Annotated in this window: 22 protein-coding genes and 1 pseudogene; 14 read left to right on the forward strand and 9 right to left on the reverse strand. The window is 71.9% G+C overall.

All coding sequences use genetic code 11. The features are described from left to right. Positions 1 to 95: 95 nt before the first annotated feature. Positions 96 to 578, forward strand: a pseudogene (locus STBA_RS25555) (hydrolase); the annotation flags it as partial. On the opposite strand, the gene STBA_RS25560 reads toward STBA_RS25555, so the two are convergent. After that, positions 566 to 1,627 carry a hypothetical protein gene (locus STBA_RS25560; RefSeq protein WP_077063587.1) on the reverse strand — a complete coding sequence of 354 codons (1,062 nt, stop codon included), beginning with the start codon at positions 1,625 to 1,627 and terminating at the stop codon, positions 566 to 568. The pseudogene STBA_RS25555 and the gene STBA_RS25560 overlap by 13 nt on opposite strands. Before the next feature lie 143 nt (positions 1,628 to 1,770). Here STBA_RS25560 and STBA_RS36780 point away from each other — a divergent pair, with 143 nt between their 5' ends. Then, positions 1,771 to 2,508, forward strand: a complete 738-nt coding sequence (locus tag STBA_RS36780) for a hypothetical protein (protein ID WP_077061466.1) — start codon at positions 1,771 to 1,773, stop codon at positions 2,506 to 2,508. A gap of 130 nt (positions 2,509 to 2,638) precedes the next feature. Further along, complete coding sequence (locus STBA_RS38410; protein WP_216355970.1) at positions 2,639 to 3,493, forward strand: lamin tail domain-containing protein; 855 nt, start codon at positions 2,639 to 2,641, stop codon at positions 3,491 to 3,493. A 63-nt stretch (positions 3,494 to 3,556) separates the two neighbouring features. Here STBA_RS38410 and STBA_RS25575 read toward each other — a convergent pair whose 3' ends face one another. After that, positions 3,557 to 5,593: a glycoside hydrolase family 97 protein gene (locus STBA_RS25575; RefSeq protein ID WP_077061467.1), complete on the reverse strand. Its 2,037-nt coding sequence runs from the start codon at positions 5,591 to 5,593 to the stop codon at positions 3,557 to 3,559. Between the two features lie 123 nt (positions 5,594 to 5,716). After that, positions 5,717 to 7,900 carry an RNA polymerase recycling motor ATPase HelR gene (gene helR / locus STBA_RS25580; RefSeq protein WP_077061468.1) on the reverse strand — a complete coding sequence of 728 codons (2,184 nt, stop codon included), beginning with the start codon at positions 7,898 to 7,900 and terminating at the stop codon, positions 5,717 to 5,719. Between the two features lie 666 nt (positions 7,901 to 8,566). Here helR and STBA_RS25585 point away from each other — a divergent pair. Together STBA_RS25585 and STBA_RS25590 are read left to right on the forward strand one after the other, a co-directional pair. Further along, positions 8,567 to 9,676, forward strand: coding sequence for a ferric reductase-like transmembrane domain-containing protein (locus STBA_RS25585; protein WP_077061469.1), 1,110 nt, complete (start codon positions 8,567 to 8,569; stop codon positions 9,674 to 9,676). A gap of 159 nt (positions 9,677 to 9,835) precedes the next feature. Then, positions 9,836 to 11,059: an MFS transporter gene (locus STBA_RS25590; RefSeq protein WP_077061470.1), complete on the forward strand. Its 1,224-nt coding sequence runs from the start codon at positions 9,836 to 9,838 to the stop codon at positions 11,057 to 11,059. Between the two features lie 57 nt (positions 11,060 to 11,116). Here STBA_RS25590 and STBA_RS25595 read toward each other — a convergent pair whose 3' ends face one another. The 3 genes from STBA_RS25595 to STBA_RS36785 form a co-directional block, all read right to left on the reverse strand. Then, positions 11,117 to 11,872, reverse strand: a complete 756-nt coding sequence (locus tag STBA_RS25595) for a class I SAM-dependent methyltransferase (RefSeq protein WP_077061471.1) — start codon at positions 11,870 to 11,872, stop codon at positions 11,117 to 11,119. A 183-nt stretch (positions 11,873 to 12,055) separates the two neighbouring features. Next, on the reverse strand, positions 12,056 to 12,391 hold the full coding sequence (locus STBA_RS25600; protein WP_077061472.1) for a hypothetical protein: 336 nt from the start codon (positions 12,389 to 12,391) through the stop codon (positions 12,056 to 12,058). Between the two features lie 149 nt (positions 12,392 to 12,540). Then, on the reverse strand, positions 12,541 to 12,999 hold the full coding sequence (locus tag STBA_RS36785) for a peptidoglycan-binding domain-containing protein (RefSeq protein WP_077061473.1): 459 nt from the start codon (positions 12,997 to 12,999) through the stop codon (positions 12,541 to 12,543). A 388-nt stretch (positions 13,000 to 13,387) separates the two neighbouring features. Here STBA_RS36785 and STBA_RS25610 point away from each other — a divergent pair, with 388 nt between their 5' ends. Further along, a complete protein-coding gene (locus STBA_RS25610) occupies positions 13,388 to 14,149 on the forward strand; it encodes a class I SAM-dependent methyltransferase (protein ID WP_171987790.1) in 762 nt (253 codons plus the stop codon). Here STBA_RS25610 and STBA_RS25615 read toward each other — a convergent pair. Beyond that, on the reverse strand, positions 14,106 to 14,792 hold the full coding sequence (locus tag STBA_RS25615) for a response regulator transcription factor (RefSeq protein ID WP_077061474.1): 687 nt from the start codon (positions 14,790 to 14,792) through the stop codon (positions 14,106 to 14,108). The genes STBA_RS25610 and STBA_RS25615 overlap by 44 nt on opposite strands. After that, complete coding sequence (locus tag STBA_RS25620; protein WP_079252166.1) at positions 14,789 to 15,982, reverse strand: histidine kinase; 1,194 nt, start codon at positions 15,980 to 15,982, stop codon at positions 14,789 to 14,791. The genes STBA_RS25615 and STBA_RS25620 overlap by 4 nt, the downstream gene beginning before the upstream one ends. Before the next feature lie 142 nt (positions 15,983 to 16,124). Here STBA_RS25620 and STBA_RS25625 point away from each other — a divergent pair, with 142 nt between their 5' ends. The 5 genes from STBA_RS25625 (at position 16,125) to STBA_RS25645 (ending at position 19,881) form a co-directional block, all read left to right on the forward strand. Continuing rightward, positions 16,125 to 16,661 carry a hypothetical protein gene (locus tag STBA_RS25625; RefSeq protein WP_216355971.1) on the forward strand — a complete coding sequence of 179 codons (537 nt, stop codon included), beginning with the start codon at positions 16,125 to 16,127 and terminating at the stop codon, positions 16,659 to 16,661. Between the two features lie 48 nt (positions 16,662 to 16,709). Beyond that, entirely contained in the window at positions 16,710 to 17,426 is a 717-nt protein-coding gene (locus STBA_RS25630) for a hypothetical protein (RefSeq protein ID WP_077061475.1), read from the forward strand. Positions 17,427 to 17,509: 83 nt separating this feature from the next. Beyond that, positions 17,510 to 17,911 (forward strand): hypothetical protein, encoded by a 402-nt coding sequence (locus tag STBA_RS25635; protein ID WP_077061476.1) that lies wholly within the window; start codon positions 17,510 to 17,512, stop codon positions 17,909 to 17,911. 317 nt (positions 17,912 to 18,228) lie between these two features. Further along, entirely contained in the window at positions 18,229 to 19,122 is an 894-nt protein-coding gene (locus STBA_RS25640; protein WP_077061477.1) for a lysozyme, read from the forward strand. A gap of 108 nt (positions 19,123 to 19,230) precedes the next feature. Then, positions 19,231 to 19,881, forward strand: a complete 651-nt coding sequence (locus STBA_RS25645; RefSeq protein WP_077061478.1) for a peptidoglycan recognition family protein — start codon at positions 19,231 to 19,233, stop codon at positions 19,879 to 19,881. Positions 19,882 to 19,933: 52 nt separating this feature from the next. Here the strand turns inward: STBA_RS25645 and STBA_RS25650 are convergent, their stop codons facing one another. Further along, positions 19,934 to 20,848, reverse strand: a complete 915-nt coding sequence (locus STBA_RS25650) for a glycerophosphodiester phosphodiesterase family protein (RefSeq protein WP_079252167.1) — start codon at positions 20,846 to 20,848, stop codon at positions 19,934 to 19,936. 363 nt (positions 20,849 to 21,211) lie between these two features. Between STBA_RS25650 and leuS the strand changes: the two genes are divergently transcribed. The 3 genes from leuS (at position 21,212) to STBA_RS25665 (ending at position 26,005) form a co-directional block, all read left to right on the forward strand. Next, the gene (leuS, locus tag STBA_RS25655) at positions 21,212 to 24,076 is read left to right on the forward strand and encodes a leucine--tRNA ligase (RefSeq protein ID WP_253194989.1); all 2,865 of its coding nucleotides are present in this window, start codon (positions 21,212 to 21,214) and stop codon (positions 24,074 to 24,076) included. A gap of 152 nt (positions 24,077 to 24,228) precedes the next feature. Continuing rightward, on the forward strand, positions 24,229 to 25,092 hold the full coding sequence (locus STBA_RS38415; protein ID WP_077061480.1) for a hypothetical protein: 864 nt from the start codon (positions 24,229 to 24,231) through the stop codon (positions 25,090 to 25,092). A gap of 61 nt (positions 25,093 to 25,153) precedes the next feature. Then, a complete protein-coding gene (locus STBA_RS25665; protein ID WP_077061481.1) occupies positions 25,154 to 26,005 on the forward strand; it encodes a DegV family protein in 852 nt (283 codons plus the stop codon). The last annotated feature ends 357 nt before the right edge of the window (positions 26,006 to 26,362 follow it).

The following is a 26,362-nucleotide window of genomic DNA, read 5'->3' on the forward strand; positions in this document are numbered from 1 at the left end:
GGTCAAGTTCGCTCATCCCCCGCCCGGTCGGCCCGGCCGGCCCGGCTGGTTACCGGAACGGGCCGGGCGCCGACGGGCGGCACACGGTGGCCACCGACGGCAGCCCGGACTCCGGCACCCCGCCGGCGCAGGGCGCGACGCAGGACCTGCCGTCCGGCGACCCGGGGTCGGGCAACTACTGGATCAACGACGACGGCCGGTCGAGCGGCGACGGCACGGTCACGTACCAGGGCACCTGGAACTCCGGCAGCGGCTGCGCGGCCCGGTGCCTCTGGAGCGACGACCACTGGAGCGATCAGGCCGGGAACACCGCGACGTTCCGCTTCACCGGCACCGGGACCGCGCTGCTCTCCGTGCAGGACACCGGCAACGGCATCGCCGCGATCAGCGTCCACGGGGGCCCGGAGGAACGTGTCGACTTCCACGGCCCGATCCGGACGGGCGAGACCCTCCAGTACCTCAGCCCGCGGCTGCCGTACGGCGAGCACACCCTCCAGATCCGGGTCACCGGCGAGCACAACCCCGAGCCGGGGGCGGCGTTCGTGAGCGTGGACCGCGCCGAGGTCTACACCGACTGAGATCCGGCACCGGAAAGGGCGGCGGCTCGGCCGGCCGGCGTGCGTTCGCGCCAGGCGTCCAGCAGGCGGTCGGCCGAGCCGTCGACCGGGCCCACCGCGTCGGACAGCGTGGCCGGGTCGGGGAGTTCGGCGGCGTCCACCGCGTCCGGCGCCTCGGCCGGGTCGGTGATCGTCGCGGAGCAGACGGACAACAGGTAGTCGGGGACGGACAGTTCCCGGTCCACGCAGCCGACGAGCGGGGTGCCGACGGCGGCGACCAGGGGGAAGACGGTGCCGGGTATGCCGATCGCCGCCTCGGCGCGCGCCGAGGCGATCACGGAAGGAACGGTGCTGATCTCGTACCGCTCCCACAGCGAACGGTCCTCGCGCGGGTGCAGGCCGACCAGGACGCGCTTGCCCGCCGCAGCCAGCCGTTCGGCCGACCGGAGCAGCAACTCGGTGCCGGGCGCCGCGTCCCCGGTCAGGTCGGGGCGGGTGACGCTGGTCAGCACGAGCACCAGGTCCCGTTCGGGGCGGCGCTGGGGGAGGTCGTCGGTCTGCGGCGAGCCCACCACCCGCACCGGGCGCCTGGTGCCGAAGCAGTCGGCGAACGCCCGCCCCTCCGCCGGGGACGAGGCGGTGAACAGGCGGACGCGACGCCGCAGTTCGCGCGCCCGCGGCGCCTCGACCGGCAGTTGGTAGGCCAGCGCGGAGGCGTTGAGGGGCAGCCGGCGGAACCGCGCGGCGCAGTCCGCGGGCCAGTCGCCCGCGCCGGTGACCACGAGCAGGTCCGCCTCGGGCGCGTCGGCGGGGGTGGCGACCTGGACGGGGTCGCCGGGGTCGACGCCCGCGTAGTCGGGGACGAGTTGGGTGAGGTCCCAGCGGCGGCGCAGGGCCTCGTCGAGGAGCGGGGCGACATGGTAGGTGCCCCAGGGCTCGTTGGTGGCGATCAGCGCACGGAGCGGCCGGGGCCGGCGCGCCCAGGCGGCCGAACCGGCGAGGCCGGCCCCGGCGGTTCCGCCCAGGAGCCCGCCCAGCACGGAACGGCGCGACAGTTGCGTATCGATCATGAACGCCAACGTAGTGTCCGAGTTCGACCGTTGTGTGAACAGATTGTTCCGCTCAGAAGGCCACCCCACGGCGACCGGTGCGGCGTACCCTGAGGTGAGCGCGCCGTCACGGTCGGTCGGCGCGGGTCGGGGGGTGGAGTCCGGTGGGACAGGAGCTGGTGCCGTGGGGTCCCTGGGGCCCCCACGACCGGGACGGGCCGGGCGACGAGCCCGCCCCCGAGCCGCCCTGGGGCTCTCTCGACCAGTACCTCTGGTACACGTGCGACATCCTCCGAGACCACCTCGCGGGCACGCTCGACCAGCGCCCCGTGATCGCCACCACCGCCCGACTCCGGCCGGGTGAGCGGCCGTTGGCCGTCGGCCCGGCGGTCTTCCTCAGCTGGCGCGCGGTCGGCGACGGAAGCTGGACGCACAGCAGCGTCGTGGCGTTCGGTCACCCGGCGCTGGTCGCGGGCACGCTGCTCGGCTCGGCAATGGGAAACCACGCGCGGCGCCGCGCCGCGCAGGCCGCCGCCCAGCCGCGCTGGGTGCCCGAGGCGTCGGGCGAGGTGGTGATCACCGACCTCGGCTTCCACTTCCTCAACCCCGTGGCCGCCGCCTACAGCTGGAACTGGGACATGCTCAACTCCGTGGAGCTGGTCGGCCCCGAGCGGCTTCAGTGCGGCTTCACCGGCGGACACGGACAGCACGTCGCGGCCCAACTGCACACGTCCTGGGCGTCGTTGATCTTCGTGCTGGCGGCGCTGCACGCGTTCCCCGCCCATCCGCGGCTGCTGGCCTGCGCGTGGCTGCCCCCGGGTTTCGAGCAGCGGTGCACGCGGCTGGGCTATCCCCTCCGCCTCCCCGACCGCCTCAGACCCGCGGGACCGGCGCCCTCCTGAGCAGGGGCGGCGGCGGCCGTGCGGCGGCACGCCGGCCACTGGAGTTGTCCGTTTTTCGTATTCAAGTCGCCCGGCTCCGCTTCTAGATTCGGTCGCGGGCATCTTCGCCCAGGGAGGGAGCAGGTCGTCCATGGGGAACATTGAAACCAGCGGTGCCTGGCACGCCAGGGACTACGCGTCGATGTTTGTCGGTCTGAAAACGAATCACGTCAGATGGGGCAACGTCCCGGACAGCAGGAGAAGCGGTTACCGCTTCGGGGGTAATCCCCGGGCCGAGGCAGTGCTCGACGGTTCCGAGTTCGTGCTGGGTACCCTTACACACCACAATTTCCGCATTCCCCCGCTGCCGCACTCGCAGTTCTACGTGTATCTCGACGTCAAGGTGACCTTCAAGGACAACGGGACCACGATTCCCCTGCCTTCCTTGAGATTCCACCACCACGAGACGCCCAACATCGGCGGTGACCGGGACGATGTGGTCCACCTGCCGACAGTCGACATGCACCCGACGGTGCAGATCGGCTCCGAGCTCTACCGGATGAACATCACCGGATTCTCGACGACCACAGAACGCCACGCGGAATGGTTCCACAGCCCCGAGAACGACCGCAGCCACGCGCAGCTCAAGGCCCAGCTCGCCCGCGTCGGGGAGGAGAACAGCTACATCTCGCACGTGGAGGTGGGCGGTGACAGGTCGAGGCAGGAAGCCGACGAATACGTCGAGATCCTGAACGGCGGCGCCGAACAGGTCGACATCTCCGGCTGGACGCTCCGGGCCGACGAGGCCGGCCACGCCTTCACCTTCCCGCCCGGCTCGACCGTCGGACCCGGCCGCCGGGTCCGGGTCTACACCAACGAGGTCAACCGCGAATACGGCGGCTATTCCTACGGAATCGGGCAGCAGGTCTGGAACGAGGAGGGCGACACCGCGCTCCTTGAGGACGCCAACGGGAACATGGTCTCGGCCTTTCCCTACGGCGGCTAGGTCCGGGTTCCCGAATGCCGGGGACCGGAGCCGGTCCCCGGCATTCGGGAACGTCCGTCCAGGTCAGGAACGTGTCGGGCGGAACCGGATCGCCGTGCCGCCACCGGCGACGAGCCGCAGGGTGAGCACGGTGGCCGACCGCACCGTCCGGGTGTGAACGTCGATCGGGAGCGGGTTGTCGTGCCAGCTGGTGTCCACGGCGTCGCGGTAGATCTCGGCGCTGTGCCGCCCCGGCCCCAGGAACCGCAGCGGCACGCGCAATGTCCGGTCGTGTTCGTCGGTGATCGCGCCGAGATACCAGGTGTCACCTTTCCGGCGGGCCGCGACCGTGTAGTCGCCGATCACGCAGTCCAGGAACCGGGTCTCGTCCCAGCTGGCCGGCATGTCCTTCAGGTACGCGAACCCCGGGTGGGAGCGGTAGTTCTCCGGGGTATCGGCCAGCATCTGCGTCGGGCTGTGGAACACCGAGTACAGCGCGAGTTGCGCGGCCGAGGTCGTCTGCACCCGGGTACCGAGCCCGGCCGGGTCCCACGTCACGTTGAGCACGCCCGGGGTGTAGTCGGCCGGCCCGCCCATGAATCTGGTGAACGGCAGGATCGTGGCCTGCTCCGGCGGGTTCCCCCGCGGCCCCATGTAGTTGTGCTGCTCCATCCCGGCAACTCCCTCGCCGGTCATCATGTTGGGGTAGGTGCGCGCCAAGCCGGTCGGTTTGATGGCCTCGTGCGCGTTGATCATGATTTTGTGGCGGGCCGCCGCGTCGATGACCCGCTGGTAGTGGCGCACGGCTTCCTGGTCGTAGTGGCTGCGGTTCACCCCGCCCAGCTCGAACCTGGTCGCATAGCCGGTCTTTATCGAGTGAATGCCGAGTTCGGCGTACCGGGCGAAGATTGTGTCCAGGTGCTGTTCGTAATAGTCGACGAAGCCGCGGGTTTCGTTATGCGCGACGAACCCGATGCCGTTGGCCCGCGCGTAGCGCAGCACCTCGGGCAGATCGAAGTCGGGTTGCGGCGTGAGGAAGTCCTGGCCGGTCCACTCACCGCCGGCGTTGGTGTTCCACCCCTCGGCGAGCACATGGCTCGCGCCCGCCTCCCTGGCGAGATCTATGTACTGCTTGACCCGCTCGGTCGTCGCCCCGTGCCGCGGCCCCTCGGTCCAGGTGGTGTGCCGCCGTTGCAGCTCCCACCACACACCGACGTACGTGCCGGGCGAGATCCACGACGTGTCGGTGAGCGCGCACGGTTCGTTCAGGTTCTCGATCAAATGCGATTCGGCGAGATCACCGGGACGGTCGCCGATGGTCAGCGTGCGCCACGGAGTGGAGAACTCACCCGACAGCCGGGCCTTCGTGCCGTCGGGAAGGCTGATCAGCTCGCTGGTGAACGTGCCCGGCCGCCCGCTCCCGGCGGCGAGGGTCATGCTCGGATAGTCGATCAGCGCCGCCTCGTGCACCACGATGTGCTGACCGTCCGGTGTGGCCAGCGTCAGCGGGGTCTGCGCGGTGTCCACGTCCGACAGCCGGGCTTGCCGGTAATGCCGTTCGTCGGCGTTCCAGTCGGTACCCGCCGCGAGTGACCAGCTGGTGGCGGTCGGCGGCAGCGCGAACTCCGTGCGTTCGGCGGTGACGGTGTAGGTGCCGAGCCCGGCCTGGGCAGGCAGGTGATAGCGGAAACCGACGCCGTCGTCGAAGACCCGGACGATCAGGTCGAGCCGTGTTCCCGTCGACGACTGCACGGTCCGCAGCACGCACTCCCTGGCGTGGTTGCGGACGAGCGCGTCGGGGCCCCACAGCGGCTGCCACGACTCGTCGATCGTCCTGCGCTCGACGGACTCCACCACCAGGCCGCCGGTGAGCAACGGTCGCTCCGCCAGGTCGAGCCCGAGCCCCGAGGAGGCCACCAGGACCCGGCCGCGGCGCACGACCCCGTACCGGAGACGCCCGTTCGCCACGGAAACGGTCACCCGCAGCAGGCCGTTCGGCGAGGGGACCGTGACGTGGCCGGGCCTTGCGGCGGATGCGGTGGCGGGGGCGGCGAGCCCTCCGGCGAGCACGGCGCCGGCACTGGCGCCCAGGACTGTACGACGGTTCGGCTTGCTGACCATCTCACGCTCCATGACAACTGCCCGGGTACTGGACGGACGGGCACATGCTGTCCTCGCCCGTGGCCGCCGGGCAAGAGCCGCGCAGCCACGCACCCGTACGGTCACGTGGCGCCGCGGCCGGAGTCAGGAGCTCGTGAGGATGACGAGCTGCCGCGTCGCCCGGGTCATCGCGACGTAGCGGTCGACCGTTCCTTCGATGCCCGTGCCGAACGCCTCCGGGTCGATGAGGACGACCAGGTCGAACTCGAGCCCCTTCGACAGCTCCGGGGTCAGCGACCGGACGCGGGAGGCCGCCCGGGGCGTCGCCGGGAACGTCGCCTCGAACGTCGCCCCGAACGCCGGATCGCTGATGACGCAGGCGGTCCCTTCCGCGTGCGCGGCGAGCCAGGCGTCGAGGATCGCCTCCAGGTCCGCCACAGCTCCGTGGACGACGGGAACGTCGCCGCCGCGGACGGAGACCGGCACGTTGGCGTCCGGGAGCACGGTCCGGATGACCAGTTCGGCTTCCGTCATGACCTCCTTCGGCGTCCGGTAGTTGATGCTCAGGGAGGCCACATCGATCCGGTCGAGCCCGATCCGCTCCAGCCGTTCCCGCCACGACTCCGTGAACCCGTGCCTGGCCTGGGCGCGGTCCCCGACGATGGTGAAACTCCGGGACGGGCAGCGGAGCAGCAGCATGTGCCACTCCGCGTCGGTCAGTTCCTGGGCCTCGTCCACGACGATGTGCGCGAACGGGCCGGCCAGCGGCTCCGGGCCGGTGCCGGGCAGCGCGGTCTCGTCGACCAGGCTCTCCTGGAGGTCCTGCCCGCGCAGCATCGTCACCGCGCCTTCGCCGTCGTCGTCGGCCCGGAGCAGGTGGTCGATGACGCCGGCCATGCGCTCGCGTTCCGCGGCGACGGAGGCGCTGTGCCGGCGCTTGCGCCGCGCCGCCTCCGGGTCGCCGAGCCGCTGCCGTGCCGCGTCGAGCAGCGGCAGGTCGGACACCGTCCAGGCCTGGGCGTCCGCGCGCCTGAGCTTCCGCGCGTCCTCGGGGCTGAGCCAGGGGGCGCACATCCGCAGGTAGGCGGGCACCGACCACAGATCCCCGACGAGGTCAGCCGCCTCCAGCAGCGGCCACGCGCGGTTGAGGGTGCCGACCAGCTCTTCGTCGTGCGCCAGCGACCTTCGGAACTGGTCGGGCGGCACGTCGCCGCCGTGCTTCTCCAGCAGGATCGTGACCAGTTCCGCCCAGATCTGCTCGCGCGCCTCGTTGTGCGGGGTGCCCGGTTCCGGTGCGTCGAACGCCTCGGCCCAGTCGTCGGCGCTCAGCCAGACGTCGGACCAGTCGGTCGTGACCGTCATCCCCTTCGCGGGCGGCTCCTCGTAGAGCCTGACGGCCGGCTCGATCGCCTTCACCATGTCCGCGGACGACTTGAGCAGGGCCACGTCCGGGTCGGCCTCGATCACCGCACCGGCCCCCTCGGCCACGAGGTCCCGCAGGGTGCAGGTCTGCACGCCCTCCTCCCCGAGGCTGGGCAGAACGTCGGAGACGTAACCCAGGTAGGGCTGGTGCGGACCGACGAACAGCACGCCGCCCCGGCGGTGGCCGAGGCGCGGGTCGGAGTAGAGGAGGTAGGCGGAACGGTGCAGTGCGACGACGGTCTTCCCCGTGCCGGGGCCGCCGTCGACGACGAGGGCGCCGCGGGAGCCCGCCCGGATGATGGCGTCCTGGTCGGCCTGGATGGTGGCGAGCACGTCGCGCATCCGGGACGACCGGCTGCCGCCCAGGCCGGCGATGAAGGCGGACTGGTCGTCGAGCGCGGCGTGCCCTTCCAGCCCGTCGGCGGTGAACACTTCGTCCCAGTAGTCGCTGATCCGGCCGCGGGTCCAGCGATACCTGCGGCGGCTCGCCAGACCCATCGGGTTGGCGTGGGTCGCCGCGAAGAACGGCTCGGCCGCGGGCGAGCGCCAGTCGAGCAGCAGCCGCTGCCCCGTGCTGTCGGTGAGCCCGAGCCGTCCGACGTACAGGGGCTCGGGGTGGTCCGCGCGGACGATGCGCCCGAGGCACAGGTCCAGGCCGAAGCGCCGCAGGGCGCGCAGGCGACCGGTCAGCCGGTGGATCTCCGTGTCCCGGTCCATCGCTGCCCTGCCGACGCCGCCGGGCGCCTTGCGCTCGGCATCGAGGCGGCCGGACAGTTCGGCGATCGCCTGCCCGAGGCTCTCCGCGACGGCCGCGAAGTGCCGCTCGTCGTCGGCGATCAGCGCCGGGTCGGCCTTGGGGGAGAGGCGCTCGGGCAGGTCGAACGCGCTGGTGGTCGAGGCGCTCATGTCAGCGACTCCGATCCGGGGACGCTCCGGCACGGTCCGGCGGCGGACATCCCCGCGCCTCGGCGCCCGGCTCGACGTCCCGGCACGCTCCATGTCCCGACAACAGCACACACACTTCGTGAATCTCCTATTTCCGCAGGTTCCGGCCTCGGCGAGCGATTCTCCGGCATGACCCGGGTCTTGCCGCAAGCCCCCCGATGCGCTATACGTTGAGAGTGGCAAGAGGTGGGGACTCCCTCGCGCCCTTCTGGCCCACCGCGCACGGACAAACCCGCGGTGCTCGGCCGGCCATCGGATAGTTGACGGCGATGCCCCGTGCCGGGAATTCCCTGGTTGTGCGGGCGGCCGGCCGGCGGAGCAGGTCGGCGGGTCATCCGCAGTTTCGCGCGCTTTCTGTGATTCCGCACATGCGCCGTTTCGCGGAGAACACCACCGAATCCCGGGTCGTTCAACCGGGCCGATTGGTTCCCGGGCGGGGCCGCTTTTTTCTGTCCGACGCGTAAATGCTCATTGCCCGCGGCCGAAATCCGGAACCGGATCGATGTCTTCCGTGGCGAAGAAAACGCCGTTATCCTTCATGGCTGGGAGCGCGGGACCGACGATGTCGCCGCGGGCCGTCCCTCATCGGCGACCCGTTGGCACGCCATAGGAAAGCGGAGTTGTGTCATGGCAGAGGTCTCGGAAACGGTGACGCCCTCCTCACGCAAGGAGAAGGAACGCCGCGCTCGTTTCGACTGGGCCGGTCTGCGCGCGGACCTGCGGGCCGCGGTGCCCGACGCCTCGCTGGCCCTGGCGATCACCGTGTTGATCTACTGGCTGCTCTATGTCCGCGTGGAGAACGGCAGTTCGGCGACCATTCAGATCATGCCGATGCTCGCGGACGCCGACGAGTTCTGGATGTACTGGATGTGCCAGGCGTTCGGCTGGTCGGCGATGCTGTGGGCCTACATCACCGTGATATTCGGTCTGATGCGTTCCGGTCCGCGGCCCCGCTGGGGCTGGCTGCCGGCCGCCCGGCTGGAGAGGTGGCACCGCACCACGAGCCTGACCACCATCGGGCTGATGTTCATGCACATGTTCTTCTTCTTCACCGACCAGCTCAGGACCAACCAGCACAACTGGTCGTTCGGGCGCAGCCTGTGGACCGCGTTCGTCGATGTCTTCGTGCCCGGCGGTTACGCCACCGGCACCGGGCGGGTCGCCATCCTGGTGGGCCTGCTGGCCTTCTACCTGGCCATCCCGCTCGGCCTGGCGTTCTACCTGCGGCACAGGACCGGCCCGCGGATGTGGCTGGCCCTGCACCGCTTCGTCATCGTGGTCTACGTGCTCAGCGCGTGGCACACGCTGCTCTACAGCAGCCAGGCATGGTATGACGGCGCGTTCCGCACGTTGCTGTGGGCGTTGCAGATACCGGTCGCCGTTCTGCTCCTGGTGCGGCTGATGGCACCGGCCCGCCCGGGGGAACGCCTCCGGGCGCGCGGCCCGGGCCGCCGCGAGCACGCGCTGCCGTTCAGCGCGCGGCTGGCCGGCCGGATCGTCGTGGTGGCGACGATCCTGGGACTCGTCGCGGTCATCGTCACCGGGGTGGACGGCGGGCGCACCCCCGAGGGCAGCTCCCCGCCGCCCTGGCCGGAGAAGTGGGTGATCTGGGTCGGCCTGCTGCTGTTCACGCTGGCCATCGTCGCCGTCATCCTCCGGCTCCGGTCCAGGGCCGCCGCCGCGGCGCGGCCCGCCACCCCCGCGGAAAGCCGCGTGGCGAGCCCCGACGGTCGCTGAGTCCTCTCCTGGCGTCGAGTTCGTGGCTCGGCCCGCTCCGACGGGAGCAGCAGATCGGAGGTCACGCATGGGCTGGCGGGCAGGGCCCGGCCGCGCCGCGGGATCGTTGCGGACACGGTCCGGCCGGGCGCCGGGCGGCAGTTCCTGGCACGCCGGTCGATGAGCACCCGGGCAGCGCCCGAAGCGGGCGCCAGGGCGCGCCGCTTTCCGCCCGCCCGGCTGTGGCGAACGCTCACGGGTGCCCAACTCGCGCTGCTGATCGGTGGTTGCCTGGTCAACATCGGTACCTTCGCGGTCTACCCGTACCTTGCCGTCCTGCTGCGTGATCGCGTGGGCATCGGGATGGCGCAGGTCGGCGTCGTCCTCGGGGTCGCCACGCTGATGCAGTTCGCCAGCGCGCCGTTCACCGCCGCGTTCGCCGAACGTGTCGGGCTGAAACGGACTTTGGTGCTCGCCACGTGTCTCTACACCCTCGGTGCGCTGACGTACCTGGGCGGGGTGGGCGAGCCCGTACTGATGGTGCTCGCCCTCTTCGTCAACTGCGGCGCGGGAGCGCTCTACTCGCCCGCGTACCGCGGCTATCTGGTGCACTCGGCGACCGCCGAGCAGCGACCGCGGCTGGTGTCCTCGGGGAACGCAGCAGGCAATCTCGGCATCGCCCTCGGCCCTGTGGTCGGGGCGCTGTTCCTCCGCGAACCGGGCCTGCTGTTCGCCATGAGCACGGTGCTCTACTCCGTGCTGGCGGTCGGCCACGTGTTCCTGCGCCCCGAGCGGCCGGCCGAGGGCGGGAGCGCCGCCGAGCCGTTCCGGCGGGTGCTTCGCGGCCTGGCGGGGGTGCCGTTCACGGTGACCGTGCTCACCCATTACCTGTACATGCAGTTCTACCAATACCTGGCGATCTTCGTGGAGGGGCGCATCGCCACGGCCGTCTTCGGCGTGATCATGATGGGCTATTCGTTCGGCTTGGTGGTGCTGCAACCGCTGCTGGCGGAATGGGTGGGGCGGACCCGTCACTCGGTGGTGATGGCAATCGGCTTCTCCTGCATGGCCGTTGGCATGGCGGCGTTCGCCAGCGGCCGACCGGCCGGGGTGGCGGGCGGCGCCATGGCGATGAGCGCGGGCAACGCGGTGCTGTTCCTGAAGAACGAGCTGGAGGCGCTGGCGCAGTCACGGAGATCGGCCACCGTGACGTTCGGCCAGCAGCGGCTGGCGGTCGGCGTGGGCGCGCTGTTCAGCGGGGTGATCGGCGGCGCCGTGTACGGGCTGTTCGAGCGGGCGGATCTGCTGCCCGGGTTCTGGTTGGCCGTTGCCGCGCAGTGCGTTCTGCTTCCGCCGCTGGTCCTCGTGACGGGACGCCGACTGCGCAGGGCAAACCGGCCTTGAGCCACCGCACCCGCCCCGCGCCGCGCCGCGCCGCGGGGCGGGGCGGCCCGGGTGCGGTCAGGAGGCGGGCGCGGCCGGTTTTTCGTAGACCGTCACGTAGTTGCCCTCGCCGCGGAACGGCTCACGACGCCAGCCGCCCCACCGATCGCGGCATTCCAGCCCGGCGAGACGGGCCATCAGGTCGAGTTCGCTGGGCCAGGCGTAGCGCATGAACGCCGGCGCCAGCCGGATCCCGCCGTTGGTGATCAGCACGTGGTGGCCTTCGAAACGCTGCGCCACGGGGTCGTGGCGGACGGCGGTGAGCCGTACCTGGTCGAGGCCCACATGGTGCGCTTCCACGCGCTGGTCGCGGTCGTAGCGCGCCACGTCCGGCATCGGGCACTCGAGGACGAACCGACCGCCCGGAAGGAGGCGTTGGGCGACGTTGGCGAAGCAGCGCACCTGCTCCTCCTGGGTCATCAGGAAGAAGAAGGTGGAGAACACGACGAAGACCATGGCGAACTGCTCGTCGCTGTCCGGGGCGACATCCGCCATGTCGCCGATGGTGACCGGAATCCGCTCGCCGCCGGGCTTGGCGCGCATGCGGGCCACCATCGCCTCCGAGGCGTCGATGCCCCGCAGGTCGACGCCCTGTGCGGCCAGGGGAATCGTCACCCGGCCGGTGCCCACGGCCAGTTCGAGCACCGGTCCCGCGGGCCCTTCCTTGATCAGTTCGGCCAGGAACCGAACGGCTTCCGTGGGGTCGATTGCGTGCCACTCGTCGTAGACGTCGGCGTTCAGCTCGCCGTAGGTCTCCGGTCCGTAGTCATCCATGAAGCTTCCTCCGCGAAGGTCGGTTCAGCGGCCAACGTGCGGTACGCGTGTCTCGCCCGGTGCGACTCGTGAACGTGCCCAGCGGGCACAGCGGGAGCCGACGGCACACTCAACTGGTCGGGCGGCCGGCCGGGAAAGTTCCCCGGCCGGCCGCGCCAGGCCCCGCGGACTCCGTGAACCGGCTCAGGCGGCGAACCACGGAACGCGGCAGGCGTGGGGCGCCGCGCCTTCCGGGCACAGGGTCCTGATCACCGTCTTGCGGAGCGCGCGCCAGGTCCGCAAGGAACACACCACGCGGACCCGCAGCTCGACGGGCCGCCGCGCGCCACTGCTCCGGCCGGGATGCTCCCAGGCCCACTGTTCCGCCAGGCCGCCGAAAAGGTCGGTGGCGGCCGGTTCGGCGGTCCGTGCGACGACCCGGGCGCTCCTGGCCGCCACAGCCTCGTCGACGAGACCCCGGACCCATGCCAGCCCCTGCTCGTCCGCATACAGGCCGAACCTCAGGGTGCGTGTCCTCATTGCCTCAAGCCTTCTGGTCTTCCGGGTTTTCCGGGTCTTCCGGTGCGTGACGTGCTGGCACCGTAGCCGCTGGCCGAACCGGACGCGTACCGGGACCGGTGCCGTCACCCGCGATGCCGCAGCTCCGCGGGGCGGTAGGACACCGAGCCTCAGGACAACACCAGGACGCACCTGCCGTTCCAGCTGCCGTTGCGGTCGTTGTGGCTGGGCCAGCCCATCGCCCGCCGCGTCTCGGGTCCGTACTCGCCGTCCACGGGGATGTCTTCCGCGCGCTGTTCGGCGGCGACGGCGTCCGCGGTGGCCCGGCCGTACTGCCCGTCGACCGCGAGGGACGCGTCGTTGCAGCGGTTGAGAGCGCGTTGCAGGGCGCGGACCCCGTCACCCGATGCGCCGATGCCCATATAGCAGTTACGGCTTCCGGTCGCGCCGTTGACGGGCGGGCGGGTGTGGACGAGGAAGCCGGTCGGCGTCCGGTACTCCTTCCAGGTGGTGCACTGCCCGGCCTGGACGCCCACGCCCACGCCCGCGTCCGAGGCGGCGGCGGTGTGGGGGGAGGCGACGGCCAGCAGGCCGGCCATGGCGGCGACGAACGCCAACTGTGCGCGCATAGGGATTCCTCCGTGTTGCATCTGTGCCGGGAACGGCCTTCGAGTCGCCATGGTCCCGGTGCCGTCCCCGGCCTGGGAGGGGTCCGGCGGAACCCCCCGGGAACGCGAGGACGGCGCGGGCCCGCGATGGCCACGAGCGCGGAACTGCCGCCGCCGCGAAGTCGGCTCCGCGGCGGACGAGGACGGTGAGCACGCTCGGCATGAGGCTCCTGAGCAGGACCTCGTCCTAAGCCGTTCCGCCGGGAGTTGCGTGACGGCCTGGTCGGGTGCGGGATAACGAGTGCGGCGCCGCGGCGTCACGGCGGGGCTATGATCCCGGTCGGGGCGTCTGCTGTGCCGTCGGCGGCGTTCACGGGCACGGGTACCGGCGGCGGAAGATCGGGTTGATGTGACGACTGCCGGTCCGGCCGCGCGGCTGTACGGGGATCTCGCCCGCTGGTGGCCGCTCATTTCCCCGGTCGAGGTGTACGAGGACGACGCGCGGGCCGCCGTCGAACTGTTCGGGCTGGCCGGGCATCCCGTTCGCCACGTGCTCGAACTGGGCAGCGGCGGCGGGCATCTCGCCCACCATCTGCTGCCCCGCTGCACGATGACGCTCGTCGACCTCTCGCCCGGCATGCTGGCCGTCTCCCGCCAACTGAACCCGGCGGCCTCGCACGTGCTCGGGGACATGCGCGACGTGCGGCTGGGCCGCACGTTCGACGCGGTGCTGGTGCACGACGCGGTCGACTACATGACCACGCCGCGGGACCTGTCGGCCGCCTTCCGCACGGCGTTCGAGCACTGCCGCCCCGGCGGCGTCGCCGTCTTCTTCCCCGACCACGTCGCCGACACCTTCGAGCCGGTGACCGACTGCGGCGGCAGCGATGCCGAGGACGGCAGCGGCGTCCGGTACCTGGAGTGGCGCCTGCCGCGCGAGCCGGGCGCGACGACGGCGCGCACCGAGTACACGTTCACCCTGCGGGACGCCGACGGCACCATTCGCACGGTGCACGAGACGCACGTCACCGGCCTGTTCACGGTCGCGGAGTGGCAACGGCTGCTCGGCGCGGCCGGGTTCGAGGTCTCCACCGCGCGCGAGAGCGGCGGGCAGGAACGCACCATGTTCATCGGCCACCGGCCCGCGGACCCGGCGGGCCCTCGGGGGTGACCAGGCCGGAGCGGTGGGCGAGAACCGCCAGCGCGGTGCGGTCGCGGGCGTGCAGCTTGGCCAGGATGCGGCTGACGTAGGTGCGCGCGGTCGCCGGGCTGATGTGGAGCGCGGCGGCGATCTCGTCGTTCGCGTCGCCGTGGCCGATCCGCGTCAGCACGGCGCGTTCCCGTTCGGTCAGCGCGGCCAGCCGCGGATCGGGGGCGGGGGGCCGCGGGGCGCGGGCGAGGTGTTCCATGACGCGCCGCGCGATCGGGGGCGACAGGAGATTGCCGCCGGCCGCGGCCGTGTGCACGGCGCGGCGCAGTTCGTCGGACGGCGTGTCCTTCAGCAGGTAGCCGGCGGCGCCGAGGCCGATCGCTTCGAGAATGTCCTCGTCGTCGTCGAACGTCGTCAGGATCAGCACCCGGGTGCCGGCCAGGCCCGGGTCGGCGCGGAGCGCCGCGGTGGCCGCGAGCCCGTCCATGCCCGGCATCCTGATGTCCATGAGCACGACGTCGGGGCGCATCCGGCGCACGAGGGGGAGCGCGGCCGCACCGTCCGCCGCCTCGCCCACGACCCTGATCCGCGGGTCATTGCCCAGCAGGACGCGCAGGCCCGCGCGCACCAGGTCCTGGTCGTCCACGACGACGACGTCGGTCATGCCGGCCGCCCCGCGGGCCGCTCCAGGGGCAGCACGGCCCGCACCACGAAGCCGGCGTCCTCGGGCCCGGCCGTCAGGGTGCCGCCGAGGGCCTCGGCCCGTTCGCGCATGCCCGCGATGCCGTGGCCCCGCCCGGCCGCGCCGGCCGGCCCGCCCGGCCCTGGCGGCCCGTCGTCGGACACGGTCAGGCGCAGCACGTCGCCGTCGGCGCGCACACTGATCCGCGCACGGCTGCCGCGGGAGTGCCGCACGATGTTGGTGACCGCCTCCTGCACGATGCGGAACGCGGAGGCGTTCACCGTGGCGGGCAGTCCGTCGCGGGCGCCGTCGAGGTCGACGTGCAGGTCGACGTCGACGCCGGCGGCCGAGGCGGACGCGCGCAGGCTCTCGACGTTGGACAGGGAGACGACCGTGCGCCCGCCCTCGCCCGGCGCGCGCAGCAGGGCGACGGTCCGCCGCAGCTCGGTCATGGTGTGCGTGGTGGCCGACTTGATGAGGCCGAGCGCCGCGCGGGTCTGCGCCTCGTCGCGCCCGAGTGATTCGCGCGCGACGTCGGCGTGGAGGGAGATGACGGACGTGGTGTGGCCGATGGAGTCGTGCAACTCGCGGGCGATGGCGAGGCGTTCGGCGTGGAGGCGCGCGTCCGCGTCCTGCCGGGACCGTTCGGCGGCGAGGTCGGCGATCCGCCGGGCCCCGGCCTGCACCGAGCGGCGCGACCTGAGGCTGTCCCCGAGGGCGATGGCCGCGGCCATGAGCAGCACGTGCCCGGCAAGCTCGTAGCCGACGACGAACGAGAAGTCCTGGCCCTCGAGCAGGCGGAAGAACAGCGACACCGCGAGCACGGCCGCCGTGGTGGCGACGGCGAGGGCCAGCCGCCCGAACTCGGCGGCGGAGAACAGCGCGGCGGCGACCGGAACGGCGACCCCGACGGCCGGGTAGCCCGCGGCGTAGTACGCGAACAGCCCGAGCGCGGTGACGGCGAGTACGATCCCGGGGTGGCGGCGGCGCGCGAGCATCAGGGCTCCGAGCCCCGCCGCCCACAGGTAGGCCGGCGCGTCCGGACCGTGCCGCCCGCCTTGGTCGGCGGAGATGACGAGCGAGAGAACGAGGCAGACCGCCGCGCCGAGCAGGGCATCGACCGCCCAGGGCGGCAGTGCCGCGCCCCGCCGTTCACGCCGCTCGTTGACCACGGCTTCACCCTACGGCGGGCCCGGCGGGCCGCGGCAGCGACGGAAAGCGACAGAAAGCGACACCGGATGTCGCCCGGGAACGTACCGGTCTCGCGCCGTGCTGCGGACGCGGCGCGGGCGGTGCCGTTCCTAGCGTGGCGCCATGCCCTCCCCGGACCAGCCACCGCATCAGCCGCATCAGCGGTATCAGCCGTATCAGCCGCACCAGCCGCCGCGTCGCCCGGCCGCCGGGCGCGGCCGGGCCCTCGGCCTGCCGCCGGTGGCCGTGATCGGCCTCGCGCTGATCGCGGCGCCGCGCGTCGTGCTGCACGATCTGGACATCATCGAGGAAGGGACGCCGGTCAACGCCCTGCTCGTCTTCGGACCTCCGGTGATCTGGGTCGCGGTCGCGTGGTGGAGACGCGTGGCCAACCCGTTCCTCACCCTTCTGGCGGTCGGACTCGCCTACGGGATGCTGCTGGCGCTGGGGCACCAGCTGTTCTGGGAGCGGAGTTTCGGCGACGATCCGCCCGCTCTCGGCGGGAACCTGAGCGACCTCGACCCCACGGCGCAGACCGTCATCCTGCGCGTCTTCGCCGTGTCGAGCAGCCTGTTCACCGGCGTCCTGGTCGGGGCGGTCAGCGGCCTCGTCGCCCGGGGCCTCGCGCAGCTCACCGCGTCCGTGTCGCGAACGCGGTGAGTCGGCCCGCGGTGAAGCCGGCCCGCGGAGCCGGGATACGCTGCGCGCATGCCGGTGTTCGCATTGTGGAGCGCGCCCCGGGCCCGCTCGACGGCCTTCTTCCGTGCCATGCTCGAACGAGGCGACCTGATCGCTCTCCACGAGCCCTTCTGCAATCTGGCGGGCTTCGGTGAAACGGACGTCGACGGCCGGATGTTCACCTCGCCCCGGTCGCTCCTCGCCTGGCTGCGTGACGAGACGGACGGCGTCACCGTCTTCCTCAAGGACACGACCGACTACCGGCACCGGGAAGTCCTCGCCGACCGGCGGTTCCTCGCCGAGGGCCGGCACACCTTCCTCATCCGCCGTCCCGAGGAGATCGCGGCGTCCTACTACGCGCTGTACCCCGACATGAGCATCAACGCGATCGGGCTCCAGGCGCTGCACGAGCTGTACACCGCGGTGCGTGACGCCGCCGGGGACCCGCCGGTCGTCATCGACTCCGACGACCTCGTGGCACGGCCCGAAGCGACGATGGCGGCCTACTGCGCGGCCGTCGGGCTGCCGTTCATCCCGCGGGCGCTGAGCTGGGAGCCCGGCGAACGCCCCGAATGGCGGAGGTCCGCGCGTTGGCACTCCGACGTGAGTGCCAGCTCCGGCCTGGAACGGCGCGCACGCGTGTATACGCGCACCGTCGAGAACTCTGCCGAGCTGGCCCGGTTCGCCGCTCACCACCAGCCCTTCTACGAGCAGCTGTACGCGGAGCGACTCGACGTTCCCCTGTGAGTCCCCCTCGGCTCGGCTCGGCTCGGCTCAGCTCGGTTCGGCTCAGCTCCGCCGTTGTCAGTGGCCGGTGCGAGGATGCCCGTATGACGACACCGTTGCTTCTCGCCGATATCGAACGGGCCGTGCGCAGCAGCTGGGGGGCCGACACCGCGACGCCCGACCACCGGCCGCACTGGAGCCAGGACAATCCGGCGCGGGACCAGTGCGGGGTGACCGCCATGGTGATCAACGACCTGCTCGGGGGCGAGCTGCTGCGCGGCGAGGTCCTGGTGAACGGTGAGCGCACGGACTACCACTGGTGGAACCGGCTGGGTCTCGGAGTCGAAATAGACCTGACCCGCGAGCAGTTCGGCCCGGAGGAGATCGTCACGGAGGGCGTGGTCGTGCCGAGGCCGCCGACCATCGTGCGGCTCCGGGAGGAGTACGAGCTGCTCAGGGACCGGGTGCTGCACAAGCTCGGCGGGCCCCCGGTCCCCGGCGCGTAGCGCGGGCCCGCTGCGCCGCCGGGCCGGAGGCGGGCGGTGGGTACCCGGGTACGGCGGCCGGGTGGCGTTACGGCGGTTCGGGTGGCGTTACGGCGGTCGAGTGGCGGTGCGGCAGGGGGGTGCGGCCCTTCAGTGGGTGAAAGTTCTCCTCTCCCGCGTGTCATCACCGCAGGCGCATCTCTTTTTCACAGGGTTAGACCATAGAGATCCCCCGAAGGCCCTTCCCGTCAGCGGGGTCTACGTGCGTCACTAATGACGTGACCGCGTCAAAGCACTGCTGATCCGTCCCCCCGTCCGCGACGTACCAGGAGTCAGTCATGCTTACCCTCAGTTCCCCCCTGCCGAAGCTCAGGTGGCGTGCCGCCACCGCGGCCGGCGTCTTCACGGCAGTTTTCGCCATGCTGCTGACCGCGCCCTCCGCGGCCGCGGCCACCCCGGCCGACGCGACCCCGGCGCCCGCCTTCGGCTCCATCGAGCCGGGCGAGGCGTTCATGGGCGCGGGCGCCCTCATCCACGAGGGCGAGGACCCGACCGGCGGCGAGCCTGTGCTCCCGCTCGACACCACAGGCGTCCAGGGCATCGACATCTCGCACTGGCAAGGTGCGATCAACTGGGGCTCCGTGCGCAACGCGGGCATCCAGTTCGCCTGGATGAAGGCCACCGAGGGCACCAACTTCAAGGACTCGCGCTTCAACACCAACTACCCGGCGGCTCACGCCGCGGGTGTCATCCGCGGCGCCTACCACTTCGCGCGCCCCAACGTCTCCAACGGAGCCACCCAGGCGAACTACTTCGCTTCCAACGGGGGCGCCTGGTCGCGCGACAACCTCACCCTGCCCGGCGTGCTGGACATCGAGCACAACCCGTACGGGGCGATGTGCTACGGCCTGTCCACCACGCAGATGCGCACCTGGATCAACGACTTCTACAACACCTACAAGGCGCGCACCAGCCGTGACATCGTCATCTACACGACGGCGAGCTGGTGGAACACCTGCACCGGGAGCTGGACCGGCATGGCCGCCAAGTCCCCGCTGTGGGTCGCCCACTGGACCACGGGCAGCCCCACCATCCCCGCCGGGTTCCCCACGTGGACGGTGTGGCAGTACACCGCCACCGGCAGGGTCGGCGGCGTCTCGGGTGACGTCGACCGCAACAAGTTCAACGGGTCGAGGGAACGGCTGCTGGCCCTGGCCAACAACACGGCCTGACACGGCGGCCTGACCCGGTCCGACATTGGTAACACGCCCTGAGAAACCCCCACGCTCGCGGTGGAGCCGGCTCCCACCCGGCTCCACCCCGTTCTCGAAGGAGCACCCGTGGTCCGCGACTTTTCGATCCGGCGCCGGCTGCTGTTCGCCGCCGCGGCGGGCACCGCCGCCGCCGTCGCCCTGCCAGGCGCCGCGGCGGCGGCCCAGGCCGTCGAGCCCGACATCGACGGCACGGCGCAGTGGAACGCGCGGCCACCGGGCGGCAACATCTCCGTTCTGCCGTACCGGCCGAGCATGATCGTCGTCCACCACACCGTGAGCGACAACACCTCCGACTTCTCGCGCGCCCAGGCCCACTCCCACGCGCACTGGGTCCAGGACCTGCACATGGACGGCAACGGCTGGGTGGACACCGGGTACAACTTCCTGGTCAGCCGTGGCGGTTGGATCACCGAGGGCCGGCACCGGAGCCTTGAGGCACTGAACGGCGGCACCGGCTTCGTATTCGGCGCGCACACCTCGGGGCAGAACGACCGGGGCATCGGCATCGCCAACGAGGGCGCCTACCACGACGGCGCGACGCCGCCGGCCGCGCAGTGGGACGTGCTGGTGGGCCTGTGCGCGTACGTGTGCCAGCAGTACGCCGTCCCGCCGACCGAGATCTACGGCCACAAGGACTTCGGGAACACGCTGTGCCCCGGCGTCCTCCACGACATGCTGCCGCAGCTGCGTGAAGAGGTGGCGGGCGCGCTCGGCTGACCATGCGCCGGGAGGCGGCCCCGCGGGGCCGCCTCCCGTGAGTCGTGCCCGTTCAGCGCTGGGTCAGCGACTGCGGGTAGTCGGTGATGATGCCGTCCACGCCGAGGCCCGCCATCGTGCGCATGGCCCCCGGCTCGTTGACAGTCCATACGTTGATGGCCATGCCCAGCTCGTGGACGCGGTCCACCAGCTCCTGGTCGGTGACCGTGTACTGCGGGTTGACCTGGTCGGCCCACGTGCCGAGGCTCACCAGCTCCTCCTCGGTGGGCCGTTCGGCGGTGAGGAAGCCGATCGGCACCTCGGGCATCAGGCCGTGGAACGCCTGGGCGTCGTCCAGTTCGAAGGACTGCACGCCCAGCCGCCCGGCGGCCAGCGCCCGTTCGGTGAAGCGCGGCTTCCCCCACAGCGTCTCGGCCAGGTCGTCCGCAAGCCCCTCGTAGTGCGCACAGGGGCTGATCTCGGCCAGCAGCCCGGTCGCGCCGTTGCTGCGGTCGACGCGGCGGATCACGTCGTTCACCGTGATGATGCGTTCCCCCGCGAAGTCCTCGTGGAACCAGGAGCCCGCGTCCAGCCGGCGCAGCTGCGCCCAGGTGAAGTCCGAGACGCGGTAGCTGGAACGGCCCGGGTACACCTCCTCCACGTTGGTGGTGCGCTCCATCGTGCAGTCGTGGAAGTTGACCAGCCGGCCGTCCTTCGTGCGCTGGACGTCGATCTCGACGAAGTCGGCGCCCTGCGCGATGGCGAGGTCCATGGCCGCCGCGGTGTTCTCCGGCGCCATGCCGGACGAGCCGCGGTGGGCGAGGACGGCGGGCCCTTCGTTCCCCGCCGCCCCGGCGCTCCCGTCGGCCCGTTGGCCGGCCCGTTCGCCGGCCCGTTCGTCCGCCTGCGCGGCCGCCGGTGCCAGGGTCAGCGCGAGGCAGCCGAAAGCCGCCACCGCCGTCGCCCGCCAGACCTGCGTCCTGCGCATGGGGCTCTTCACTCGGGTAGCTCGGGTAACTCGGGACACTCCGGAAACTCGGGTCACTGCTCTCACTGCGGCCTCCGCCCTTTCATGGAACGGCTGCGAGCGTTTCCGGCCGACATGACGAGAAGCGGACGCCGGTCTGGACCGTTTCCGATCAGCATGTGACACGGCCCACCGAACCGGGCATTACGGGCTGTCCGTGCCCGGCCGGGTTTCACCGAGTGCGCTACCCTGTCGCCATGCGTGCTGTACGCCTTCTGCTTATGCAGCCGCGCTGACCACGATCGACGTCGGCGCGGCCACCCCTCCTGAGCGGGGGGTTTTTTCATGGCATGGCAGATGACGACCGATGGAGCTTCGAGGACGATGAGCGAGACACACAGGTACGACGCCGCCCTGGCCGCGGACATCGAGGCACGCTGGCAGGACTACTGGGAGCGGCACGGCACCTACGAGACGCCCAACCCGACGGGTGAGCTGGCGGACGGCACGGGCCGGGCGGACCGGCCCAAGAAGTTCATCATGGACATGTTCCCTTACCCCTCGGGCGCGGGACTGCACGTCGGCCACCCGCTGGGCTACATCGCCACCGATGTCTACGCCCGCTTCCAGCGGATGAACGGGCACAATGTGCTGCACACCCTGGGCTTCGACGCCTTCGGGCTGCCCGCGGAGCAGTACGCGGTGCAGACCGGCACCCATCCGCGGGTGTCCACCGAGGCCAATATGAAGACCTACCGCACGCAGCTGCGCCGTCTGGGCCTGGGCTACGACCTGCGGCGTTCGTTCGCCACGATCGACCCGGACTACTACCGCTGGACCCAGTGGATCTTCGTCCAGATCTTCAACTCCTGGTACGACCGCGACGCGGGCCGGGCGCGGCCGATCGAGGTGCTGGTGGCGCAGTTCGCCGCGGGCGAGCGCGCCACCCCGGACGGCAGGCCCTGGGCCGAGCTGACCGCCGCCGAGCGCGCGGACGTGCTGAGCGGCCACCGCCTGGCCTACGCCTCCGACGCCCCGGTGAACTGGTGCCCCGGCCTGGGCACGGTGCTGGCGAACGAGGAGGTGACCGCGGACGGCCGTTCCGAACGCGGCAACTTCCCCGTCTTCAAGGCCAAGCTGCGCCAGTGGAACATGCGGATCACCGCCTACGCGGACCGGCTGATCGACGATCTGGACACGGTCGACTGGCCGGCCGCCATCAAGATCCAGCAGCGGAACTGGATCGGCCGTTCCGAGGGCGCCCGGCTGGACTTCCCGCTGGCGCACGCGGCGGGCGGGGTCCGCGAGGAGACGGTCACCGTCTTCACCACGCGGCAGGACACGCTGTTCGGCGCGACCTACATGGTCCTGGCGCCCGAACACCCGCTGATCGACGCGGTCGTCCCCGAGTCCTGGCCCGCGGACACGCGGCAGGCGTGGACCGGCGGGCACGCCACGCCGCGCGACGCGGTCGCGGCCTACCGCAAGCAGGCGGCCGCCAAGTCCGACCTGGAGCGGCAGGCCGAGGCGCGGGAGAAGACGGGCGTCTTCACCGGCGCCTTCGCCGTCAACCCGGCCACCGGGGAGCGCATCCCCGTCTTCATCGCGGACTACGTGCTGCTGGGGTACGGCACCGGCGCGATCATGGCCGTTCCCGCGCACGACAGCCGGGACTTCGCGTTCGCCCGCGCCTTCGAGCTGCCGATGCGCTGCGTCGTCGAGCCGACGGACGGGCGCGGTACCGACCCGGCCGCGTGGGACGACTCGTTCAACGCCAAGGACGCCCGCATCGTCAACTCGGCGGCGGGCGAGCTGTCCCTGGACGGCCTGGACGTCGCCTCGGCCAAGGCGCGGGTCAACGCCTGGCTGGCGGAGCGCGGTCTGGGCGAGGGGACCGTCAACTTCCGGCTGCGCGACTGGCTGTTCAGCCGCCAGCGGTACTGGGGCGAGCCGTTCCCCGTCGTCTACGACGAGGACGGCGTGGCCCACGCGCTGCCGGAGTCGATGCTGCCGCTGGAGCTGCCGGAGGTCGACGACTACGCGCCGCGCACGTTCGACCCGGACGACGCGGACACCCGGCCGGAGACGCCGCTGTCGCGCAACGAGGAGTGGGTGAACGTCACCCTGGACCTGGGCGACGGGCCGAAGAAGTACCGCAGGGAGACCAACACCATGCCCAACTGGGCGGGTTCCTGCTGGTACCAGCTGCGCTACCTGGACCCGTTCAACGCCGAGAAGCTGGTCGACCCGGAGATCGAGCGCTACTGGATGGGCCCGCGCGAGGGCATGCCCACCGGCGGCGTCGACCTGTACGTCGGCGGCGCCGAGCACGCGGTGCTGCACCTGCTGTACGCGCGCTTCTGGCAGAAGGTGCTGTTCGACCTGGGGCACGTGTCGTCCCCCGAGCCCTACCACAAGCTGTACAACCAGGGCATGATCCAGGCGTACGTCTACCGGGACAGCCGCGGCTTCCCGGTGCCCGCGGCCGAGGTCGAGGTCGAGGAGCACGACGGCGGCTGGGTCCACGCGGGCGAGCCGGTGACGCGCGAGCTGGGCAAGATCGGCAAGTCGCTGAAGAACGTGGTCTCGCCGGACGAGATCTTCGCCGCGTACGGGGCGGACACGCTGCGGCTGTACGAGATGGCGATGGGCCCGCTGGACGTGTCGAGGCCGTGGGAGACCCGGGCGGTCGTCGGCCAGTACCGGCTGCTGCAACGCCTGTGGCGCAACGTGCTGGACGAGGCCACCGGCGAGCCGGCGGTGGCCGAGGAGGCGCCGGACGAGGCGACGCTGCGGGCCATGCACAAGGCGATCGACGGGGTGCGGCAGGATCTGGAGCAGCTGCGGTTCAACACGGCCATCGCCAAGATCACCGAGCTGAACAACCACGTCACCAAGGCCGGCGGCCGGGTGCCGCGGGAGGCGGCCGAGACGCTGGTGCTGCTGATCGCCCCGCTGGCGCCGCACGTCGCCGAGGAGCTGTGGCACCGGCTGGGGCACGAGGACAGCGTGACGGCCGCGGACTTCCCCGTGGCCGACCCGGCGTTCGTGGTCGACGAGACGGTCACGTGCGTGGTGCAGATCAGGGGCAAGGTGCGGGCCAGGCTGGAGGTGGCGCCGACGGTGTCCGAGGCCGACCTGGAGGCGCTGGCGCTGGGCGCGCCCGCGATCGTCGACGCGCTGGGCGGCGACGCGGTCCGGAAGGTGATCGTCCGCGCGCCGAAGCTGGTCAACATCGTTCCGGCGTGAGTCGGTCCGTTTCCTTCTCCGTTTCCTTCTCCGTTTTCTGGCTCGCTGACCTGGTGTGACGGGCGGGCCGGGCCCGGAGGAGGGAACGTTCGGGGGCGGGTATCGGCTCGTTCCGGTTCGAAGGGCCCGAAGGCGTCTTACTCTGGGGACTTATGGAGATAGCTTTCGCCCTGCTGGCGCTGTTGCTCCTGTCCGTCGTGATGTGCGTGGTCGCGGTGGTACGAGGGGTGCGCGCCGCCAAACGCGGCATCCAGCGCGCCGGGCGGGAAGTGCGCCGCACGGTCAGCGACGCCACGCTCGCCGCGCGCGCGGCGCAGCCCGGCATGGTGGGCGAGCTGGCGCGCACGCGCAAGGAGCTGCGGGCCTGTATCGAGGGCACCCGGAACACCCTGCGGCTCGGCACCGAGGACGACCCGGCGCTGGGCGAGGCGCTGGCGCTCCTCGGCCGGCTCGACGGCCACTACCGGCAGCTGGACGGCGAGTTGAGCGCGTTGATGTCCGGGGAGCCGGACCGGGCACGGATCGCCGCCAGGATGCCGGAGCTGCGCAAGCGCGCCGAGGACATCAAGCGGTCCGCGGACGCGCTGCGCTTCGCCGCGCAGGAACGGGCCGGGCGGCACGACGCGGAGGCCCTCGACGCCCTCCACCAGCAGATCGACATGGAGGCGAGCGCGCTGCGCCACTGGGACCCGGTGGAGGGCGCGGACGGCCTGCGGGGCGCGCAGGGCGCGCAGGGCACCGGGGCGGCGATGCCGGGGCCGGGAGCCACGGCGGGGCCCTCGGGGCTGCGTAAGCCGCCGGACGCCACGCGGGAGCTGCGGGACGTGCCGGGTGCTTCGGGTACTTCGGGTGCTTCGGGCGTTCTGGGTGCCTCCGGTCTTTTGGGGGCCTCGGACGTGCCGAAGGGCGCGAAGGGCGAGGAGGTCCCCGAATCTCCGGGTGCCCGCGGCGGCGGGGGTTCCTCCCGGCCTTCGCGGCTCTCCCGGCGCTTCCGGAAGGCGGAGGAGGAGGCGTAGCCGCCGGGGCAGGACCCGGGCGACCGGGGCCGTTCCGCCGCGCTCCGCTAGTCTCCGGTCTATGTCCCGCTCCCTCGCCATCGTCACCGATTCCACGGCCTACCTGCCGCGGGCGGCCGTCGCGCGCCACGGGATCACCGTCGTTCCGCTGACGGTGGTGCTCGGCGGCACCGCGCACGAGGACGGCACGGGGGATGCCGCGCGGCGGCTCACGCGGGCGTTGCAGCAGCGGCAGCCGGTGACGACGTCGAGGCCGGGCCCCGAGACGTTCGCCGCGGCCTACCGGGCGGCGGCCGAGGCGGGCGCGAACGGCGTGGTCTCGCTGCACCTGTCCTCGGAGATCTCCGGCACGCACGACGCGGCGGTGCTCGCGGCGCGGGAGGCGCCGGTCCCGGTGCGCGTCGTGGACAGCGGCATGATCGCGATGGCGCTCGGCTTCAGCGTGCTCGCCGCGGCGGAGGCGGCAGCGGCGGGCGGCTCGGCGGACGAGGCGGTCGCGGCGGCCGTCAAACGCGCCGAGGCCACCCGCGCCTACTTCTATGTCGACACCCTGGAACACCTGCGGCGCGGCGGCCGGATCGGCACGGCGCAGGCGCTGTTCGGCTCGGCGCTCGCGGTGAAGCCGCTGCTGCAACTGGCCGACGGGCGCATCGAGCCGCTGGAGCGGGTCAGGACGGCGTCGCGGGCGATCGCCCGGCTGGAAGAGCTGGCCGTCGAGCACGCGGGGGCGGGGGCGGGGCCGGTGGACGTGGCCGTGCACCACTTGGCGGCGGAGGAACGGGCGACGCAGCTGGCGGAGCGGCTGCGTGGCCGGCTGCCCGGGCTGGCCGAGCTGCACGTGAGCGAGGTCGGCGCGGTGCTCGGCGCGCACACGGGCCCAGGCCTGCTCGGCGCGGTCGTCGCCCCGCGCTGAGGCGCGGCTGGCTGAGGCGCCCTGCGCTGAGGCTCGGCGGGGGGTGGTCACTCGGGCGGGTGACGGAGTTTTCCACATGCCAGTGGTTATCCACAGATTCTGGGGTGGGTCTGGCGGCGGGCCACCTGCGGTGATTACTCTCTGTAGTCATGGAGATGACGCGAGTACGCGGCTTGGGGGCCGGTCGTGCGCCGGGCGGTCGGGGCGGGAGCGGCCCGGGCCGCAGGGCGATGCGCGGCCGTGCGGCCCGGGACGAGGCGGCGCGCGGCCGCGCGGCAGTGCTGTTCGCGGCCGGTCCCGGTCCCGGTCCCGGTCCCGGTCGGGGCCCCGGTCTGGGTCGGGGTCCGGGGCCCGAGC

It is taken from the genome of Streptomyces sp. MP131-18 (assembly GCF_001984575.1).
GTDB lineage: Bacteria > Actinomycetota > Actinomycetes > Streptomycetales > Streptomycetaceae > Streptomyces > Streptomyces johnsoniae.

Bases quoted from the DNA above. Each gene is read 5' to 3' on its own strand.
- STBA_RS25560 (WP_077063587.1), bottom strand. From the start codon at position 1,627: ATGATCGATACGCAACTGTCGCGCCGTTCCGTGCTGGGCGGGCTCCTG.
- STBA_RS38410 (WP_216355970.1), top strand. From the start codon at position 2,639: ATGGGGAACATTGAAACCAGCGGTGCCTGGCACGCCAGGGACTACGCG.
- STBA_RS25575 (WP_077061467.1), bottom strand. From the start codon at position 5,593: ATGGTCAGCAAGCCGAACCGTCGTACAGTCCTGGGCGCCAGTGCCGGC.
- helR (WP_077061468.1), bottom strand. From the start codon at position 7,900: ATGAGCGCCTCGACCACCAGCGCGTTCGACCTGCCCGAGCGCCTCTCC.
- STBA_RS25585 (WP_077061469.1), top strand. From the start codon at position 8,567: ATGGCAGAGGTCTCGGAAACGGTGACGCCCTCCTCACGCAAGGAGAAG.
- STBA_RS25590 (WP_077061470.1), top strand. From the start codon at position 9,836: ATGAGCACCCGGGCAGCGCCCGAAGCGGGCGCCAGGGCGCGCCGCTTT.
- STBA_RS25595 (WP_077061471.1), bottom strand. From the start codon at position 11,872: ATGGATGACTACGGACCGGAGACCTACGGCGAGCTGAACGCCGACGTC.
- STBA_RS25600 (WP_077061472.1), bottom strand. From the start codon at position 12,391: ATGAGGACACGCACCCTGAGGTTCGGCCTGTATGCGGACGAGCAGGGG.
- STBA_RS36785 (WP_077061473.1), bottom strand. From the start codon at position 12,999: ATGCGCGCACAGTTGGCGTTCGTCGCCGCCATGGCCGGCCTGCTGGCC.
- STBA_RS25615 (WP_077061474.1), bottom strand. From the start codon at position 14,792: ATGACCGACGTCGTCGTCGTGGACGACCAGGACCTGGTGCGCGCGGGC.
- STBA_RS25625 (WP_216355971.1), top strand. From the start codon at position 16,125: ATGCCCTCCCCGGACCAGCCACCGCATCAGCCGCATCAGCGGTATCAG.
- STBA_RS25630 (WP_077061475.1), top strand. From the start codon at position 16,710: ATGCCGGTGTTCGCATTGTGGAGCGCGCCCCGGGCCCGCTCGACGGCC.
- STBA_RS25635 (WP_077061476.1), top strand. From the start codon at position 17,510: ATGACGACACCGTTGCTTCTCGCCGATATCGAACGGGCCGTGCGCAGC.
- STBA_RS25640 (WP_077061477.1), top strand. From the start codon at position 18,229: ATGCTTACCCTCAGTTCCCCCCTGCCGAAGCTCAGGTGGCGTGCCGCC.
- STBA_RS25650 (WP_079252167.1), bottom strand. From the start codon at position 20,848: ATGCGCAGGACGCAGGTCTGGCGGGCGACGGCGGTGGCGGCTTTCGGC.
- leuS (WP_253194989.1), top strand. From the start codon at position 21,212: ATGAGCGAGACACACAGGTACGACGCCGCCCTGGCCGCGGACATCGAG.
- STBA_RS38415 (WP_077061480.1), top strand. From the start codon at position 24,229: ATGGAGATAGCTTTCGCCCTGCTGGCGCTGTTGCTCCTGTCCGTCGTG.
- STBA_RS25665 (WP_077061481.1), top strand. From the start codon at position 25,154: ATGTCCCGCTCCCTCGCCATCGTCACCGATTCCACGGCCTACCTGCCG.